The sequence below is a fragment of the Amycolatopsis vastitatis genome, from assembly GCF_002234595.1.
Classification (GTDB): Bacteria; Actinomycetota; Actinomycetes; order Mycobacteriales; family Pseudonocardiaceae; genus Amycolatopsis; species Amycolatopsis vastitatis.
Window position 1 is genome coordinate 14338 of sequence record NZ_NMUL01000063.1, and the last position, 14567, is coordinate 28904.

Consider the following 14567-nt stretch of genomic DNA (forward strand, 5'->3'; position numbering starts at 1 on the left):
GGTCTACCGGGCGGATCTCAGAATTTCGGCAGAAACCACCGGCCGCGGCGCGCGCAGCGAGAGCGTGCCCACGACGGCGACCGCCGCGATCAGCGCGGTGGCGGCCGTCAGCGTCCAGAAGTCCGGGTGCACGATCGACTGGCCGCGCTGGGCCTGCCAGGTGAGCAGCGCGATCAGGCCCGCGTAGCCCGCGCCCGCGGTCCGGACCAGCCGGCGGCGCACGACGTCGGACTCGAGCACCGGGTGGCGGCGGGCCAGCAGGAGCAGTCCGAACGCGACCAGCGGCAGCGCCTGCAGGCCGTGGATGCCGACGAAGTGCGGGATCCGCATGTCTCCGCCGACGGTGCTCCAGCCCAGCACCGGCAGCCCCGGGCCGCCGTCTTCGATGCCGACGGAGTGCGCGCCGAACGTCGAGGGCTTGCTGCCCGCGTCGAGCACGGCCTGCTGCGCCGGGGACGGCGAGAACATCAGCATGGCGACGGCCATCCCGGCCACGGCGAGCCCGGCGCCCCAGCGCACCGCCGAGTTCAAAGCCTTGTCCGGCAGACGCTGGAACAACAGCAGGACGGCGACGGCGGCGGTCATCAGCCACGCCGCGTAGGCACCCCCGGCGACGACGTTGTTGATCGCGACGTCCGCGGGCGTCGCCTTGTTGAAGTGCAGCGTCCGGTCGCGGAAGATCATCTGCACCACGATCAGCCCGACGTCGACGCCGATGCCCGCGGCGAAGACCGTCCCGAACCACCAGCCGGCGCGCCGCCCGCGGCGCACGTGCGTCAGCAGCCACGCCAGCGTCAGCGCGTACATCCCGATCGACACCGAGAACTTGAAGGGCTTGAGCCAGATCGGCGCGTTGACGAGCGTGCGATCATCGAGCAGGAGCCCGAGCAGCGACGCCGCGCACAGCACCCCCATCGCCCCGGCGAGCACCACCAGCGGGCGGTGCCACGACCGGAGCGTGACCAGCGGATTTCCGTTGTCTGCCATGGCATACAGCCTCGCGCCGCCGACGGGGGCGAGCACTGGAGCGCGCCCCCGTCCGCCGGGTGGGGAGGGCCCTACCGCCGCGCTGTGGGTAATAGTGCCGTCAGTGCGACCGGCAGTTGTGCCGTTTGACCACACAGGCCTCTTTTCTAGCGTGACTTTCACACGCGCGGACCACCGCGCCAGGGGAATTCGCTTCAGGAAGGAGGTGGCCCGTCGATGTCCAGTCCGGGATTCCAGGCAGATTCCGCTGCCATGACGCGCGCCGTCCAGGGTTTCGAGGAAACCGCGACGAGCGCCAAGTCCACGATGGCCAGCTTGGAGTCCGAGCTGACCGAGGCCCTGCGCAACTACAAGGGTGACCAGGCCGTGGCGTTCTGGGACCTCCAGCGGCGGCTGCAGGAGAAGATGACCGCGGCGGTGAAGGAGCTCGACACCATGTCGCAGCTCGTGCACACCAGCCACGCGAACTACGGCCGTGGCGACGCCGACGTCCACCAGAGCTTCCAGGGGGTCGGCAACTCCCTCGAGGGCTCGGGCGTGCTCCCCCGCCTCAACCCCTGACCCGAGAGGACGCCCACCATGGCCGACGTCGTCGAAATCAACTTCGCCGCGCTGCAGCACAGCTCGGCATCCCTGGCCGCCAAGGCCAAGGCGCTCACCTCGCAGCTGGAGCAGCTGCACCAGAACCTGCAGCCGATCACGGCGACCTGGTACGCCTCCGGCAGCTCCGCCGGTGACGCGGCCCGCCAGGCCGAGACGCGGCTGCGCCAGGCCACCGCGGACATCGTCGCGATCATCGCGCAGTTCGGCGGCAAGGTCGGCGAGGCCCACGACCTCCAGCAGTCGCTGGAGAACCGCAACCAGGGGCTGTTCGCGGGCTGACCCGCGCCCAGGCGCCGGTCGGCCAGTGCGGGAACCCCCCGCTCGCACCGGCCGACCGGCTTTCCCCTTCCGCGTTCGTGCGACAAGAGAGCCGGGATCCGATGCACGACCAGTCGTACTACGTCCACCTGGAATCGCTGAAGGACTTCGTGCGGGAGCTGGAGACCCAGATCCACGCGATGGCGAAACCGAACGACTTCCTGCTCACCCTCGGCGAGGAGCCGCTGCTGTTCGGCGAGTTCGGCGAGGCCGGGTCGCTGGCCGACGCCCACCGCGCCGCCGTCTCGGAGATGCAGGGCCTGCTCGACCAGGTCCGCAGCGCGATCGGGTTCGCCCAGGACGTCACCACCACGGTCGCCGACGGTTACCAGAACGCCGACCAGGTGGTGGCCGGGGACCTGCACGCTTCGGGCGCCGTCACCGGCCTGCTCGACCCGGTGCTCGGCCTGCTCGGCTCGGGTGACAGCGACGGGAGCCACAAGGGATGACGAACACCGCGCACACGAACTTCGCCGCGTACAGCCACCAGCAGCTGTACGCGATGCTGCAGGCGGGCGACCCGAACAGCGCGCGGCACGCCGCCGACAAGTGGAAGTCCGCGGCGTTGCACCTGCACGAGCAGGCCCACAACCTGAACTCGGAGCTGACCGAGTTCAAGGAGCAGTGGACCGGGGGCGCGGCCGAGCAGTACCAGCGGATGATCGTCGACCTGGCGAACGGCATCTCCAAGGTGGCGCAGACCGCCGAGGCGATGAACGTGATGCTCGGCGACGCCGCCGACGCGCTGGTGAAGGCCAAGAAGGAGATGCCGCCGCCGGTCGCGGTACCGGACGTCTCCCCCGCCGACGTCGCGCTCGCGGTGAACCCGCCGCTGCTGTCGCCGGACGCTTCGCCCGCCGTCGTGCAGGCCGCGGCGCAGCAGCGCCAGCAGGCCATCGCGAACGTCGAGGCGCAGCAGGCCGCCGCGAACGCCGCGGGATCGGCGCACGGCAAGGCCGTCGTCGTCATGACCGAACTGGCCGGCGAGTACACGGTCGCCGAGGAGTCGATCCCGGCGTCGCCGAACGCGGTCCAGACGCCCACGACCCCGCCCGCCGGCGGTGGCGCGGGCAGCGTGGGTTCGCCGGGGCTCGTCGGCAACGGCATGTCCGGTCCCGGCGTCATCGTCACGCCGACGGACGGCCACCCGCTGCCTTCGACGAACATGCCGCGGCCGCCGGGGACGACGGTCCCGACGTCGAACCCGCTGTTCGGCGACATGTTCACCGCCGGGCTCGCCGCGGCCTCGGCCGCCGCGTTCGGCCGGTTCGGCTCGATCATGCCGAAGGTCCCGTCGTGGGCGACCGGCAAGGATCCCAAGGACAAGAAGGAAGAACCGCCCGGCACGAAGCTCGGCGAGGGCGGTGGCGGTGCCGGCGTCGAAGGCGGAGCCGGGGGCGGCATCCCGATCGGCGGGGGCGAGGCACCGTCGCTGGGCGGCGGCGTCCCGGGTGGTGGTGGCGGTCTCGCGATCGGCGGCGGCGCCGAAGCACCCGCGGCGCACTCCGGCCTGGCCGGCGACGGCGGCGCGGGCAACGCGCTCAGCGGGCTCGCCGGCGGTGCGGCCGGAGCCGCGGGCGCGGCCGCCGCCAAGGGCGCGATGCCGATGATGCCCATGATGCCGATGGGCATGGGCGGGGGCGGCGACATGGGCTCCGGGCGCCGGATCCCGGCGTGGCTGGTGGAGACGGAGAACGTCTGGGGCCAGTCGGCCCCGGTCGCCCCGCCGGTGATCGGCGAAGACGCCTCATGACGGCCGCTGGATATCGCGTCGCCCCGGCCCGCCTCGACGCGGCGGCCGGGGAGTTCGGCGCACGCGCCGACGTGCTTTCCCCGGTCCAGTCCGCGGTGGCGGCTTCGAAGCTCCCCGCCGCGGCGTTCGGCCAGGTGAGCGAGTCCGCCGCAGCGGCAAAGACGTTCGAAAAAACGATGACCGACCTGGCCGCGGAACTCGAGTCCCACCCCACCCGGCTCCGGAAAGTCCAAAAAGGACTGACAACGTCCGCGGCGGGCTACCGCAACACCGACGCCCAGGTAGCAGCAATGTACCGAGCCCTGCTCCCCGCGACCCCCTCCCGCCGCGCCCGCCCCCACCCCACCGTGATGCCCCTCCAATCACGAGTGATGCCCCTCTAATCACGCGAGATGCCCCTCCAATCACGTCAACCGACTCTCCAGGTACGCGAACCGACCCTCCAGGTACGCGAGTTCACCGTTCCGGTACACCGAACTCGCGTGCGTGGAGGGGCATCACTCGTGATGGGGGAGGCATCTCGCGTGATTGAAGGGGCATCACTCGTGATTGAGGGGTCGACTCGCGTACCCCGACGGTCGGCTCGCGTGCCTGGTGGGTCGGTTACGGGGTGAAGCGGGAGGGGCGCCAGCCTCGGCGGCGGGCGCGGCGGACCGCCGCCACCGTCACCCCCGCGGCGGCCGCGAGAGCGACGCCGGCCAGGGCGATCACGCCCGCCGCGACGTCCGGCGGACGCGGCGCGGGGGCCGCGGCCGGGACCACCGCCGGAGCCGAGGCGGGCGCGGCGGCCACGCCGGGACCGGCGACGTCGGCGGGCAGGGTCGAGGACACCGCCGCGTAGGCGTCCAGGACTCCCCAGCCCAGCCGCGGGTCGTGGCCGCCGGAAGGCGGGCGGTGGGCGGTGAGCGTGAGCCGGGTGACGACCTGGTCGCCGGTCAGGTCCGGGTGGTAGGCCCGCACCAGGGCCGCGACGCCCGCGGCGTACGCCGCCGCGAGCCCGGGGTCGGTGACCGGCCAGCGGTGCGCGACCGCGCCGCCCGCCCCGGCCGACGTGCTGACCAGGTCCGCGCCGGGCGCCGCGACGCCGACGTAGTCCCCCGCCTCGGTCTGCACCGGCTCGCCCGCGGCATTCACCGAACCGACGGCCAGGACCCCGGACGTCGCCGTCGGATAACTCCGCGCGCCTTGCTGGGTCGCCGACGCCGCCGAGACGACCACCGCGCCGGCCGCACGGGCCCGGGAAACCGCCCCGGACAACGCCGGGCTGTCGGAAACCGCGGGGACGGCGATCAAGACCACGCTCGCGTGCCGGTCCACCGCCGTGTCGATCGCGTCGGCCAACGCTCCGGGGTCGCCGTCGCCGGACGGCGTCGAGCGGATCGGCAGCAGGTGCGCGCCGGGCGCGACACCGGCGAACGTCGTCGACGGATCCGGTTGCGCGCCGACGATCCCGGCCGCGATCGTGCCGCGGCCGTCGCAGTCGGACCGCTCGGTGCCGGCCCCGCCTTCGAGCTGCCCGGGCGCGAACTGGCCGTTCTGCCCGTCGACGCCGGTGCCGAGCACGGCCACCAGCTGTCCCTCGCCCCGCGTCAACGGCCACAGCCGCGCGGGGTCGATCAGGCGCTGCCCCCACGGGACGGCGCCACCGTACGTGCCGGACGGGTTCGCACACTGCGCTTGGGGAGCAGCAGTAGCAACTGCAGGGGCGGACGCGGGCAGGCCGAGCGCCACGAGGCTCGCGACCGCCAGCGCCGCCGGAAACCGCACCCGATCCTCCCGGGAAACCCAAGAACGGAAACAACTTCCGCCAGTTTACCCGGGAAAGGCCGGTCAGCGAAGGTCCATGCCCAGATCCAACGCCGGTGAAGAATGGGTCAGCCCGCCGACCGACAGATAGTCCACACCGGACTCGGCGTAGGCCCTAGCACGGTCGAGGGTGAGCCCACCAGAGGATTCCAGCCGCGTCTTCGGGGAAACTTCGTCGCGGCGCGCCACCGCCCGGCGGCACTCCTCGGGGGTGAAGTTGTCCAGCAGCACCTCGTCCGCCGCGGCGGCGAGCGCTTCTTCGAGCTGCGCGAGCGTGTCGACCTCGACCTCGCAGGCCAGTTCCGGCGCGTGTTCCCGGGCCGCGGCCAGCGCCGCGGTCACCGAACCGGCCGCGACGACGTGGTTGTCCTTGATCAGCACCGCGTCGCCCAGCCCCAGCCGGTGGTTGACGCCGCCACCGCGGCGGACGGCGTACTTCTGCAGCAGCCGCAGCCCCGGCAACGTCTTGCGGGAGTCCCGGATCGCACACCCGGTACCGTCCACTTCGGACACCCAAGCGGCGGTCGCGGTCGCCACCCCGGAGAGGTGGCACAGCAGGTTCAACGCCGCGCGCTCGGCGGTCAGCAGCCCGCGGACCGGCCCGCACAGCACCAGCGCCGGTTCCCCCGCGACCAGCCGCTCACCGTCTTCGCGCCCGGCCAGCACCTCGTACCCCGGTCCCAGCACGACGTCGAACGCCGCGAGCGCGGCCGGCAGGCCGGCGATCACGCCGTCGACGCGCGGAGTCAGCTCCGCCAGCGCCGTCGCGGAGGCGGGCACGGTGGACGCCGTCGTCGCGTCCGGCCCGTACCGCAGGTCCTCGCCGAGCGCCGTGGTGACCACGCGCTCGACGTCGTCGACGTCCAGCCCCGAGGCGGCGATCAGGCGGCGGACCGGTTCGGAGATCGGAAACGTCATGCCACGCCCTCCAGGGGAATCGGGTCGGCCAGCACCGGCTGGCCGGACGGGCTGAGCCGGATGTGCTGGCTGCGCCGCCAGCCGTCGTCGCGCGACGGGAAGTCGGACCGCACGTGGCAGCCGCGCGACTCGGTGCGCCGGACGGCCGCGGCGAGCAATGCCTGCGCCACCACGGTCAGCGCCGCGTCCTCCACCGCCGCGTGCGTCCACAGGGGACTGTCCTGAACGGACAGATCGAGGACCGAACCGGTCGCCGCGAGCCCGTCGGCGTCCCGGCCGATCGCGGCGTACCGGCTCATCACGCGCTGCAGCGAGTCACGTTCGGCCGTGCGCGCGGTGGTCCACGACGGCAGCAGGCCACGCGCCGGGTCGGCCAGCAGCCCGGCCGCGAGGTCCGCCGCGACGGCCTCCGCGACGCGCTGCCCGACGACCAGCCCTTCGAGCAAGCTGTTGGACGCCAGGCGGTTCGCGCCGTGCAAACCGGTCCGCGCGACCTCACCGGCGGCGTAGAGCCCCGCCACCGTCGAGCGTCCGTCCACAGTGGTCACCACGCCGCCGCACGAGAAGTGCGCCGCCGGCGTCACCGGGATCGGGTCGACGGTCGGGTCGAGGCCCAGCGCCGCGCACGCGGCGAACACCGTCGGGAACCGCCGGGCGAACCCGGCGATCGACGTCGCGTCGAGGAAGACGTGGTCGTCGACGCCGCCCGGCGCGGTCAGCATCCGGCGCGTGATCGCCGCCGACACGACGTCGCGCGGCGCGAGGTCGCCGAGGGGGTGCACCCCGTGCATCACCGGCAGGCCGGCGCCGTCGACCAGCGTCGCGCCTTCGCCGCGCACCGCCTCGGTGACCAGCGGGCAGCGGCCCCGCGCACCCGGCGTGTAGAGCACGGTCGGGTGGAACTGGACGAACTCGATGTCCGCCACGGTCGCGCCGGCCCGCAGCGCGAGCGCGAGCCCGTCGCCGGTGGCGATCTCCGGGTTGGAAGTCGCCTGGTAGAGCTGCCCGATGCCACCGCTGGCCACCAGCACGGCCGAAGCCCGGACCACGCCGGGCACGCCGTGGCGGTCCAGCACGGTGACCCCGGCGACCCGCCCGCCCGGCGTGCGCAGCGCGTCGACGGCGATGTGGTGCTCCAGCACCGGCACCCCCGCCTGCCCGGCCTGCGCGACCAGGGCGCGTTCGACTTCGGCGCCGGTCGCGTCGCCGCCCGCGTGGATCACGCGGAACGCGCTGTGCCCGCCTTCGCGGCCCCGCGCGAGCAACCCGGAAGCCGCGACGTCGAACTTCGCGCCGTCCGCCCGCAGCCGGGCGACCGCGGCCGGGCCACCGTCGATGATCGAGCGCGCCGCCACCTCGTCGCACAGGCCGGCACCCGCGGTGAAGGTGTCCTCGGCGTGCTTCGCGACGGAGTCGCCGACGTCGTGCTGGTCCTCCATGACCACCGCGACGCCGCCCTGGGCCCAGCGCGTGTTGCCGTCCGTGACGGCTGCCTTGGTCACCACGAGGACGTGCAGCCCGAGGGCCTGCGCGCGCAGCGCCGCGGTCAGCCCCGCGACGCCGCTGCCGATCACGACCAGGTCCGCACGGGCTTCCCAGACCGGGGTTTTCGCCTGTGAATCAGTAACCGGCGGAGTCATTCGCCGCCGCCGGACTGTCCGATCTCGATCATCCGCTGCACCGAGGCGCGGGCCTTGGCCGCGGTTTCGACGTCGACGTGGACCTCGTCGAGGCCGTCACGCAGGCACCGCAGCAGGGCGGCGGGCGTGATCATCTTCATGTACCGGCAGGACGCACGGTCGTTCACCGCGCGGAAGTCGATGTCCGGCGCGGCCTTGCGGAGCTGGTGGATCATGCCGATCTCGGTGGCCACCAGCACCGACTTGGCCTTCGTGTCGCGGGCCTCGTGGACCATGTCGCCGGTCGAGAGGATCTTGACCCGGTCGGGCGCCACAGCACCCTCGCCCGCCAGGTACAGCGCCGACGTCGCGCAGCCGCACTCCGGGTGGATGAACAGGTCGGCGTCCGGGTTCTCGGCCGCGCGCTCGGCCAGCTCGGCGCCGTTGATGCCCGCGTGGACGTGGCACTCGCCGGCCCAGATGTGCATGTTCTCCCGGCCGGTCACGCGCTTGACGTGCGCACCGAGGAACTGGTCCGGCAGGAACAGAACCTCCTGGTCAGCGGGGATGGAGGCGACGACGTCGACCGCGTTGGACGACGTGCAGCAGATGTCGGTCTCGGCCTTCACCTCGGCCGTGGTGTTGACGTAGGAGACGACGACCGCGCCCGGGTGCTCGGCCTTCCAGGCGCGCAGCTGCTCGCCGGTGATGGAGTCGGCGAGGGAGCAGCCGGCCCGCGCGTCCGGGATCAGGACGGTCTTTTCCGGCGAGAGGATCTTCGCGGTCTCGGCCATGAAGTGCACGCCGCAGAAGACGATGGTGGACGCGTCGCTGCTCGCCGCGATGCGGCTGAGGGCGAGGGAGTCGCCGGTGTGGTCGGCGATGTCCTGGATCTCCGGGACCTGGTAGTTGTGCGCGAGCAGGACCGCGTCGCGCTGCTTCGCCAGGCGCCGCACCTCCTCGGCCCAGGCCGCGTTCGCCTCGACCCCGCCGTAGGGGGTGAGGTCCTGTTCGAGCGTGGAAGTCATGCTGGCCCTCCTGGACCGGTCTCCGGTTTTCGCCTTATAATCGAAAACCGTGCGAAGTCATCTTAACACCCAGGCCCCCCTCGCCCACGAGGTTTTGGGAGCGGTCCTGCAAGTGCGCTCGGACACACTCCGGGTGCTGCTGTGGCGGCGCGCGCTCGACCCGCACCTCGGCCGCTGGTCCCTCCCCGGCGGCCGGCTGCGCCTGGACGAGGACGTGGAGACGTCGATCCGGCGCCAGCTCGCCGAGAAGGTGGACGTCCGCCAGCTCAAGCACGTCGAGCAGCTCGCGGTGTTCAGCGACCCGCACCGGGTGCCGGGCCCGCGCGTGGTGGCGACGGCGTTCCTCGGCCTGGTCCCCTCCGACGTCGACCCCGAGGTGCCGGAGGACACGGAGTGGCACGACGTCGCGAAGCTGCCGCGCACGGCGTTCGACCACGAGGCGATCGTGCTGCGCGCCCGCGACCGGCTGCGCTCGAAACTCTGTTACACGAACCTCGGCTTCGCCCTCGCGCCGGAGGAGTTCACGATCTCCGCCCTCCGCGGGCTGTATTCGGCGGCACTGGGCTACCGGGTCTCGGCGACCAACCTCCAGCGGGTGCTTTCCCGGCGCGGCCTGCTGCTCCCCACCGGCCACACGGCCGCCCCCGGCCGGTCCGGCGGCCGGCCGGCGGCACTGTTCTCCTTCGCCGGCAAGGGCATGCAGATCACCGACCCGTTCGCCGTGTTCAGGCCACCGAACCGGTGACCACGTCCGTTTCGGGGGGTTCGGACGGCGGCACCGTACTGCGGTGGGGACGTTCTCCCCTTACGGTGGACGCGTGAGCGAGCCGGAACCGGAAAGTGAAGCGACGACGACGATCCTGCCGTTGTTCCCGCTGCAGACCGTGCTGCTCCCCGGCGCCAAGCTCCCGCTGCACATCTTCGAACCGCGGTACCGGCAGCTGACCGCGGACCTGGTCGGCGGGACCGTGCCGGGCCGCGAATTCGGCGTGGTCGCCCTGCGGTCGTCACTGACCCGCGAAGTACGTGGTCTGGACCAGTTGCACGAGGTCGGCTGCAGCACGGTGCTGCGCGAGGCGAAACGCCTGCCGGACGGCCGTTTCGACGTCGTGACGGAGGGACGGCGCCGCTTCCGCCTGCGCGACCTCGACTGCGTTTCGGCGCCGTACCTGATCGCGTCGGTGGAGTGGGTGGACGACGACCCGGTGACCCCGTCCGGCGGCATGGCCGAGAGCCTGGCGACGGTGGCACGCGCGGCCCACCGCCGCTACTGCGAAACGGCGTGGCGCAGCGACGACTGGCACACCCCCGAGGCGTCCACCACGGTCGCCGAACTGGCCTACGCACTGGCGGCGGACTGCCTGCTGCCACTGGAGGACCGCCAGCGGCTGCTGGAGGAACGCCACCCGCTGCGCCGCCTCCGCATCGCCTGCCGGCTCCTGACGCGGGAGGCGGGCTTCCTGAACAAGCTGGGCGCGGTGCCGCTGCCCCCGGGCGAGCTCACCGACCTCAGCCGTCCGGCCAGCTTGAACTGACGCAGGTCGCCGGAACAGGCCCACCCGCGCCGGGCAGGGTTCCGGCGAAGTTGTGCGCCGGACCGCCCGAAGCGCACGTCCGCTCGCCGTGTGAGGCGGCCGCTGCGATGTCATGAATGAGTCATTCACGTCACCAGGCGACATGAATGACTCATTCATCTCGTCGAGCGTCGCCCGGCCCCTTGACGCTGGTCGCCCAGGGCGAAGCCCCCTGGGGACAATCAGTCGGCGGCCTCCGAACCGTTGCCGTTGCCGTTGCCGAACTTGTTCCACACCTTGCCCGCCGCGCCCGACACCGCTTCACCCACGTCGCTGAACACCTTCGTCAGCGGGTCGGCCGACGAGTTCCACGAGTCCTTGTACGACTTGGCCGCCGACTTCAGGTCGTCCTTCCAGTCCGATGACGGCGTGTCGTCTTCGCGGCGCGGGTAGTCGCCCGCCAGGATCGCGCGGTACTCCTCCGACGCCGCCCACCGCTGCAGCTGGGCCGCGCGGACCACCGCGAACGGGTGCGTCTCCGTCTCGACGAACTTGAGCTTGAGGAAGCTGTCGCGGATGTCGTCGACGGACTCGTACTCGGTCGCCTGCTGGAGGAACGACGGGACGTCGATGCGCGACGGGTCGATGCCGCCGGCGACCTGGATCTGGGCGCGCAGTGCCGCCGTCGGGTCCTGGCCGCACAGCAGTCCCGCGCGGTCGCACGACAGCTCGGCCTTGCGGAACCACTCGCGCAGCGCCGCGATGATCGCGCGGATGCCGAGTGCGCTGACCGGCGTCCACGACATCGACATCTGCAGGCCGATCAGGCGGACCATGATCGTGCGGTACACCGCGTGCCCGGACAGCACGTGCCCCATTTCGTGCCCGAGCGCGAACCGCAGCGACTCGTGGCTCATCAGCTCGACGAGCCCGGTGCTGACCCGGATGAACGGCTCGTCCATGCCGACGGCCGACGCCTGGATGCGGGGGTCCTGGTAGACGAACACGTTCGGCACGGACGGCAGGTCGAGCGTCTCCGCGCATTCGTGGCGCAGCCGGTCGATCTCCGGGTACTGCTTCGGCCCGACGCGGATCGACGACGCGAGCGCCATCAGCCGCTCGCCGCGTTCGTTGTAGAAGCCCGAAACCGCCTTGACGACCTGGGCGAAGCCCGGCACCGCACGCAGCGTGGCGAGCGCGCCGCGGTCCGCCGGGTGCTCGTAGGCGCGTGGGCTGATGCCGGGAAAGCGGACGGCGTGGTGCCGCGAGACCTCGATGTCCTCGGTCACTGGTGGAACCCCCCCTGTAGTCGAGGTCACCACCTTAGGGGAAAACGCTCAGCCGAGGCGGCGGCCCAGGTCGTCGTGGCCGTTCCAGGTGGCCAGCAGGCTGTAGGTCACCGACACGCCGAGCGGACCGGTCAGCAGCACCCACCACGATTCCAGGCGCGGCGCGAGCTCGATCACCGAGCCGACCGCGGGCGGGCTGGAGATGGCGTAGTGGCTGTTCGCCCAGCCGACGCCCAGCAGCATGGCCAGGACGCTCGCGAGCGCGACGCCGAGCACGGCGGCGAGGAACACGACCGGTCCGCGCCGTTCGCGCAGCAGCCAGACGACGACGCCGACGACGATCCCGAGGCCCAGGGCCAGGAACCCGAAGACGGCCAGGTCGTCGAAGCGGTGCCAGCTCTCCAGCTCCAGGGCGCCCTGGGTGCCGTCGGCGGAGAGGATGCGCACCCGCTCCGGCGGCGCGAGCCGCGACCACGCGAAGGCGAGCGGGAAGCTCAGCAGGCTCAGGGTGCCGAGCACGCTCACGGCGGGCAGCAGGTCGGCCTTGACGACGACGCGGGGCCGCCGCTCCCGGACCAGCACGGGTACCGACCACGGGCCGGCCACGGCCGACGGCCGGTGCGCGGGCCCCGACGACTCACTCACCCGGACTCCCTCCTGCGACGTGCCACCGAGCGTAACCGGTCGATGCGAGGACACGGTGAGCCGCTCGCCGTGTCGCCGTCGCCGGGTGTGGTGAACACCCGGGAGCACGTGAACGATCTGGTGCGGTCAGGCGTCGCTGCGCGCGAAGATGACGGCTCCCGGACCGTCCTCGTCCGGCCCGATGACCAGTTCGGCCTCGATCGTGAACCCCGCGTCACGAAGCCAGCCCGCGACCTTGCCCGGGCTGCGGTGGTGGCTGTCGACGTTGATCGGGCGACCCGTGTAGCCCTCGGACGTGTGCCGTGTCTCGTCACCGACGTGGAAGCCGACCAGCAGCGGGCCCCCTGGACGCAAGACCCGGCGAAACTCGTCGAACACGCCGGGCACGGCGTGGTCGGGCACGTGGATCACGGACCAGAACGCGAGCACGCCGGCGACCGAGCCGTCCGCCAGGTCGAGGTCGGTCATCGTCCCGACCTCGAAGCGCAGGCCGGGGTGTTCGCGCCGCGCGATGGCGATCATCTCGGGCGAGATGTCGATGCCGAACGCGTCCACTCCGAGTTCGTGGAGGTGGCCGGTGACGTAGCCCGGCCCGCAACCGACATCGGCGACCGGCCCGCCTCCGGCACCGTGCACCAGCTCGGCGAACAACGCCAGGCTCGCGCGGAGGTAAGGCCGCTCACCGAGCAGCCCCCGCACCTTCTCGAAGTATCCGGAGGCGTCGGCGTCGTACGAGGAACGGGTATCGGACAGCCAGGTCTCGGACATGGGCGACATGGTAGGCAAATCCGTCGGCCGCCGGCGCCGTCACAGCGCCGGCGTCAGCCGCTCGCCGTCTCGCCGTGACGGCTGCACCGAGCCGTCCAGCCGAGCGGGCTCACCTGGACCACCAGCCGCCGCGCGCAGTACGTGCAGTACCGCGGCGGCTCCAGCGCCGTCCTCGGGTTGTGACACGCCGGATGGTCCGCACCCCCGGTGGACGGCTGTCCACAATGGACGCAGTAGGACGCGGAAACCGGAGCGTCAGAGGCTGTCACTGAGGGCCTTGATGGGCATCTTGAGCTCGTCCAGCATCTCCAGGTCCGCGGAAGCCGGCCGGCCGAGGTTGGTCAGGTAGTTGCCGACGATGATCGCGTTGATGCCGCCGAGCATGCCCTGTTCCGCGCCGAGGTCGCCGAGCGTCAGCTCGCGGCCGCCGGCGAAGCGCAGCATGGTGCGCGGCATCGCGAGCCGGAACGCCGCCACCGTCCGCAGCGCGTCCTTGCCCTCGACGATCTCGTAGTGCTCGTACGGCGTGCCCGGCTGCGGGATGAGGAAGTTCATCGGCACCTCGTGCGGGTTCAGCTCGGCCAGCTGCACGGCGAACTCCGCGCGCTGCTCGACCGTCTCCCCCATGCCGATGATGCCGCCGCAGCAGACCTCCATGCCCGCGTCGGCGACCATGCGCAGGGTGTCCCAGCGCTCTTCCCACGTGTGCGTCGTCACGACCGACGGGAAGTGCGAACGCGCCGTCTCGAGGTTGTGGTTGTAGCGGTGGACGCCCATGTCGACGAGCTCGTCGACCTGCTCCTGCGTCAGCATGCCCAGCGAGCAGGCGATCTGGATGTCGTTGCCGTCTTCGCGGATGGCGCGCACGCCCTCGCGCACCTGCGAGAGCAGCCGCTGGTCCGGGCCGCGGACGGCGGCGACGATGCAGAACTCCGTCGCGCCGGTCTCGGCGGTCTGCCGGGCGGCCTTGACCAGGTTCGGGATGTCGAGCCACGCCGAACGCACCGGCGTCGGGAAGCGGCCGGACTGGGAGCAGAAGTGGCAGTCCTCCGGGCAGCCGCCGGTCTTGAGGCTGATGATGCCCTCGACCTCGACCTCGGGCCCGCACCAGCGCATCCGCACCTCGTGCGCCAGGGCGAGGAGGTCCGGCAGCCGCTCGTCGGGCAGCCGGAGTACGTCGAGGACCTGCTGTTCGCCGAGGCCGACGCCGTTTTCGAGGACCTGCTCGCGTGCGAAGGCGAGCAGGCTTTTCGGGGGCTCCGGGTGGCGGAGCCCCCGGCCCGGGGCGGAGCCCCGGCTGTCACTGACATCGGTGTCCG

At 72.2% G+C, this 14567-nt stretch carries 17 protein-coding genes; 7 read left to right on the top strand and 10 right to left on the bottom strand.

The features are described 5' to 3' along the window. Window positions 1–3: 3 nt before the first annotated feature. Window positions 4–987: a hypothetical protein gene (locus CF165_RS42735; RefSeq protein WP_093953295.1), complete on the bottom strand. Its 984-nt coding sequence runs from the start codon at window positions 985–987 to the stop codon at window positions 4–6. A gap of 216 nt (window positions 988–1203) precedes the next feature. Between CF165_RS42735 and CF165_RS42740 the strand changes: the two genes are divergently transcribed. The 5 genes from CF165_RS42740 to CF165_RS42760 all read left to right on the top strand — a co-directional run bounded on the left by CF165_RS42740 (window position 1204) and on the right by CF165_RS42760 (window position 4044). Next, on the top strand, window positions 1204–1548 hold the full coding sequence (locus CF165_RS42740) for a WXG100 family type VII secretion target (RefSeq protein ID WP_093953296.1): 345 nt from the start codon (window positions 1204–1206) through the stop codon (window positions 1546–1548). Between the two features lie 18 nt (window positions 1549–1566). After that, window positions 1567–1869 carry a hypothetical protein gene (locus CF165_RS42745; RefSeq protein WP_003057455.1) on the top strand — a complete coding sequence of 101 codons (303 nt, stop codon included), beginning with the start codon at window positions 1567–1569 and terminating at the stop codon, window positions 1867–1869. Between the two features lie 101 nt (window positions 1870–1970). Further along, on the top strand, window positions 1971–2357 hold the full coding sequence (locus CF165_RS42750) for a hypothetical protein (RefSeq protein WP_093953297.1): 387 nt from the start codon (window positions 1971–1973) through the stop codon (window positions 2355–2357). Continuing rightward, the gene (locus CF165_RS52230; protein WP_093953298.1) at window positions 2354–3661 is read left to right on the top strand and encodes a WXG100 family type VII secretion target; all 1308 of its coding nucleotides are present in this window, start codon (window positions 2354–2356) and stop codon (window positions 3659–3661) included. The genes CF165_RS42750 and CF165_RS52230 overlap by 4 nt, the downstream gene beginning before the upstream one ends. Continuing rightward, window positions 3658–4044 carry a hypothetical protein gene (locus CF165_RS42760; protein WP_240522066.1) on the top strand — a complete coding sequence of 129 codons (387 nt, stop codon included), beginning with the start codon at window positions 3658–3660 and terminating at the stop codon, window positions 4042–4044. The genes CF165_RS52230 and CF165_RS42760 overlap by 4 nt, the downstream gene beginning before the upstream one ends. 220 nt (window positions 4045–4264) lie before the next feature. Here the strand turns inward: CF165_RS42760 and CF165_RS42770 are convergent, their stop codons facing one another. The 4 genes from CF165_RS42770 to nadA form a co-directional block, all read right to left on the bottom strand. Next, window positions 4265–5428 (bottom strand): S8 family serine peptidase, encoded by a 1164-nt coding sequence (locus CF165_RS42770; protein ID WP_093953299.1) that lies wholly within the window; start codon window positions 5426–5428, stop codon window positions 4265–4267. 63 nt (window positions 5429–5491) lie between these two features. Beyond that, on the bottom strand, window positions 5492–6385 hold the full coding sequence (gene nadC, locus CF165_RS42775; RefSeq protein WP_093953300.1) for a carboxylating nicotinate-nucleotide diphosphorylase: 894 nt from the start codon (window positions 6383–6385) through the stop codon (window positions 5492–5494). Continuing rightward, complete coding sequence (locus CF165_RS42780) at window positions 6382–8025, bottom strand: L-aspartate oxidase (protein WP_093953301.1); 1644 nt, start codon at window positions 8023–8025, stop codon at window positions 6382–6384. The genes nadC and CF165_RS42780 overlap by 4 nt, the downstream gene beginning before the upstream one ends. Continuing rightward, on the bottom strand, window positions 8022–9032 hold the full coding sequence (gene nadA, locus CF165_RS42785; RefSeq protein WP_093953302.1) for a quinolinate synthase NadA: 1011 nt from the start codon (window positions 9030–9032) through the stop codon (window positions 8022–8024). Before nadA ends, CF165_RS42780 begins: the two co-directional genes overlap by 4 nt. Window positions 9033–9144: 112 nt before the next feature. On the opposite strand from nadA, the gene CF165_RS42790 reads away from it, so the two are divergent. Together CF165_RS42790 and CF165_RS42795 are read left to right on the top strand one after the other, a co-directional pair. Next, a complete protein-coding gene (locus CF165_RS42790) occupies window positions 9145–9777 on the top strand; it encodes an NUDIX hydrolase (protein WP_093953303.1) in 633 nt (210 codons plus the stop codon). A 73-nt stretch (window positions 9778–9850) separates the two neighbouring features. Beyond that, window positions 9851–10567 (top strand): LON peptidase substrate-binding domain-containing protein, encoded by a 717-nt coding sequence (locus CF165_RS42795; RefSeq protein ID WP_093953304.1) that lies wholly within the window; start codon window positions 9851–9853, stop codon window positions 10565–10567. Between the two features lie 221 nt (window positions 10568–10788). Here CF165_RS42795 and CF165_RS42800 read toward each other — a convergent pair whose 3' ends face one another. The 5 genes from CF165_RS42800 to bioB all read right to left on the bottom strand — a co-directional run bounded on the left by CF165_RS42800 (window position 10789) and on the right by bioB (window position 14493). Next, window positions 10789–11835 carry a M48 family metallopeptidase gene (locus tag CF165_RS42800; RefSeq protein ID WP_093953305.1) on the bottom strand — a complete coding sequence of 349 codons (1047 nt, stop codon included), beginning with the start codon at window positions 11833–11835 and terminating at the stop codon, window positions 10789–10791. A 48-nt stretch (window positions 11836–11883) separates the two neighbouring features. Further along, window positions 11884–12480, bottom strand: a complete 597-nt coding sequence (locus CF165_RS42805; RefSeq protein WP_093953306.1) for a DUF2567 domain-containing protein — start codon at window positions 12478–12480, stop codon at window positions 11884–11886. Between the two features lie 126 nt (window positions 12481–12606). After that, entirely contained in the window at window positions 12607–13248 is a 642-nt protein-coding gene (locus tag CF165_RS42810; protein WP_093953307.1) for a class I SAM-dependent methyltransferase, read from the bottom strand. A 53-nt stretch (window positions 13249–13301) separates the two neighbouring features. Continuing rightward, window positions 13302–13517 (bottom strand): biotin synthase auxiliary protein BsaP, encoded by a 216-nt coding sequence (bsaP, locus tag CF165_RS53105; RefSeq protein ID WP_093953308.1) that lies wholly within the window; start codon window positions 13515–13517, stop codon window positions 13302–13304. Continuing rightward, window positions 13504–14493, bottom strand: a complete 990-nt coding sequence (gene bioB / locus CF165_RS42820; RefSeq protein WP_167441739.1) for a biotin synthase BioB — start codon at window positions 14491–14493, stop codon at window positions 13504–13506. Before bioB ends, bsaP begins: the two co-directional genes overlap by 14 nt. Window positions 14494–14567 lie beyond the last annotated feature (74 nt).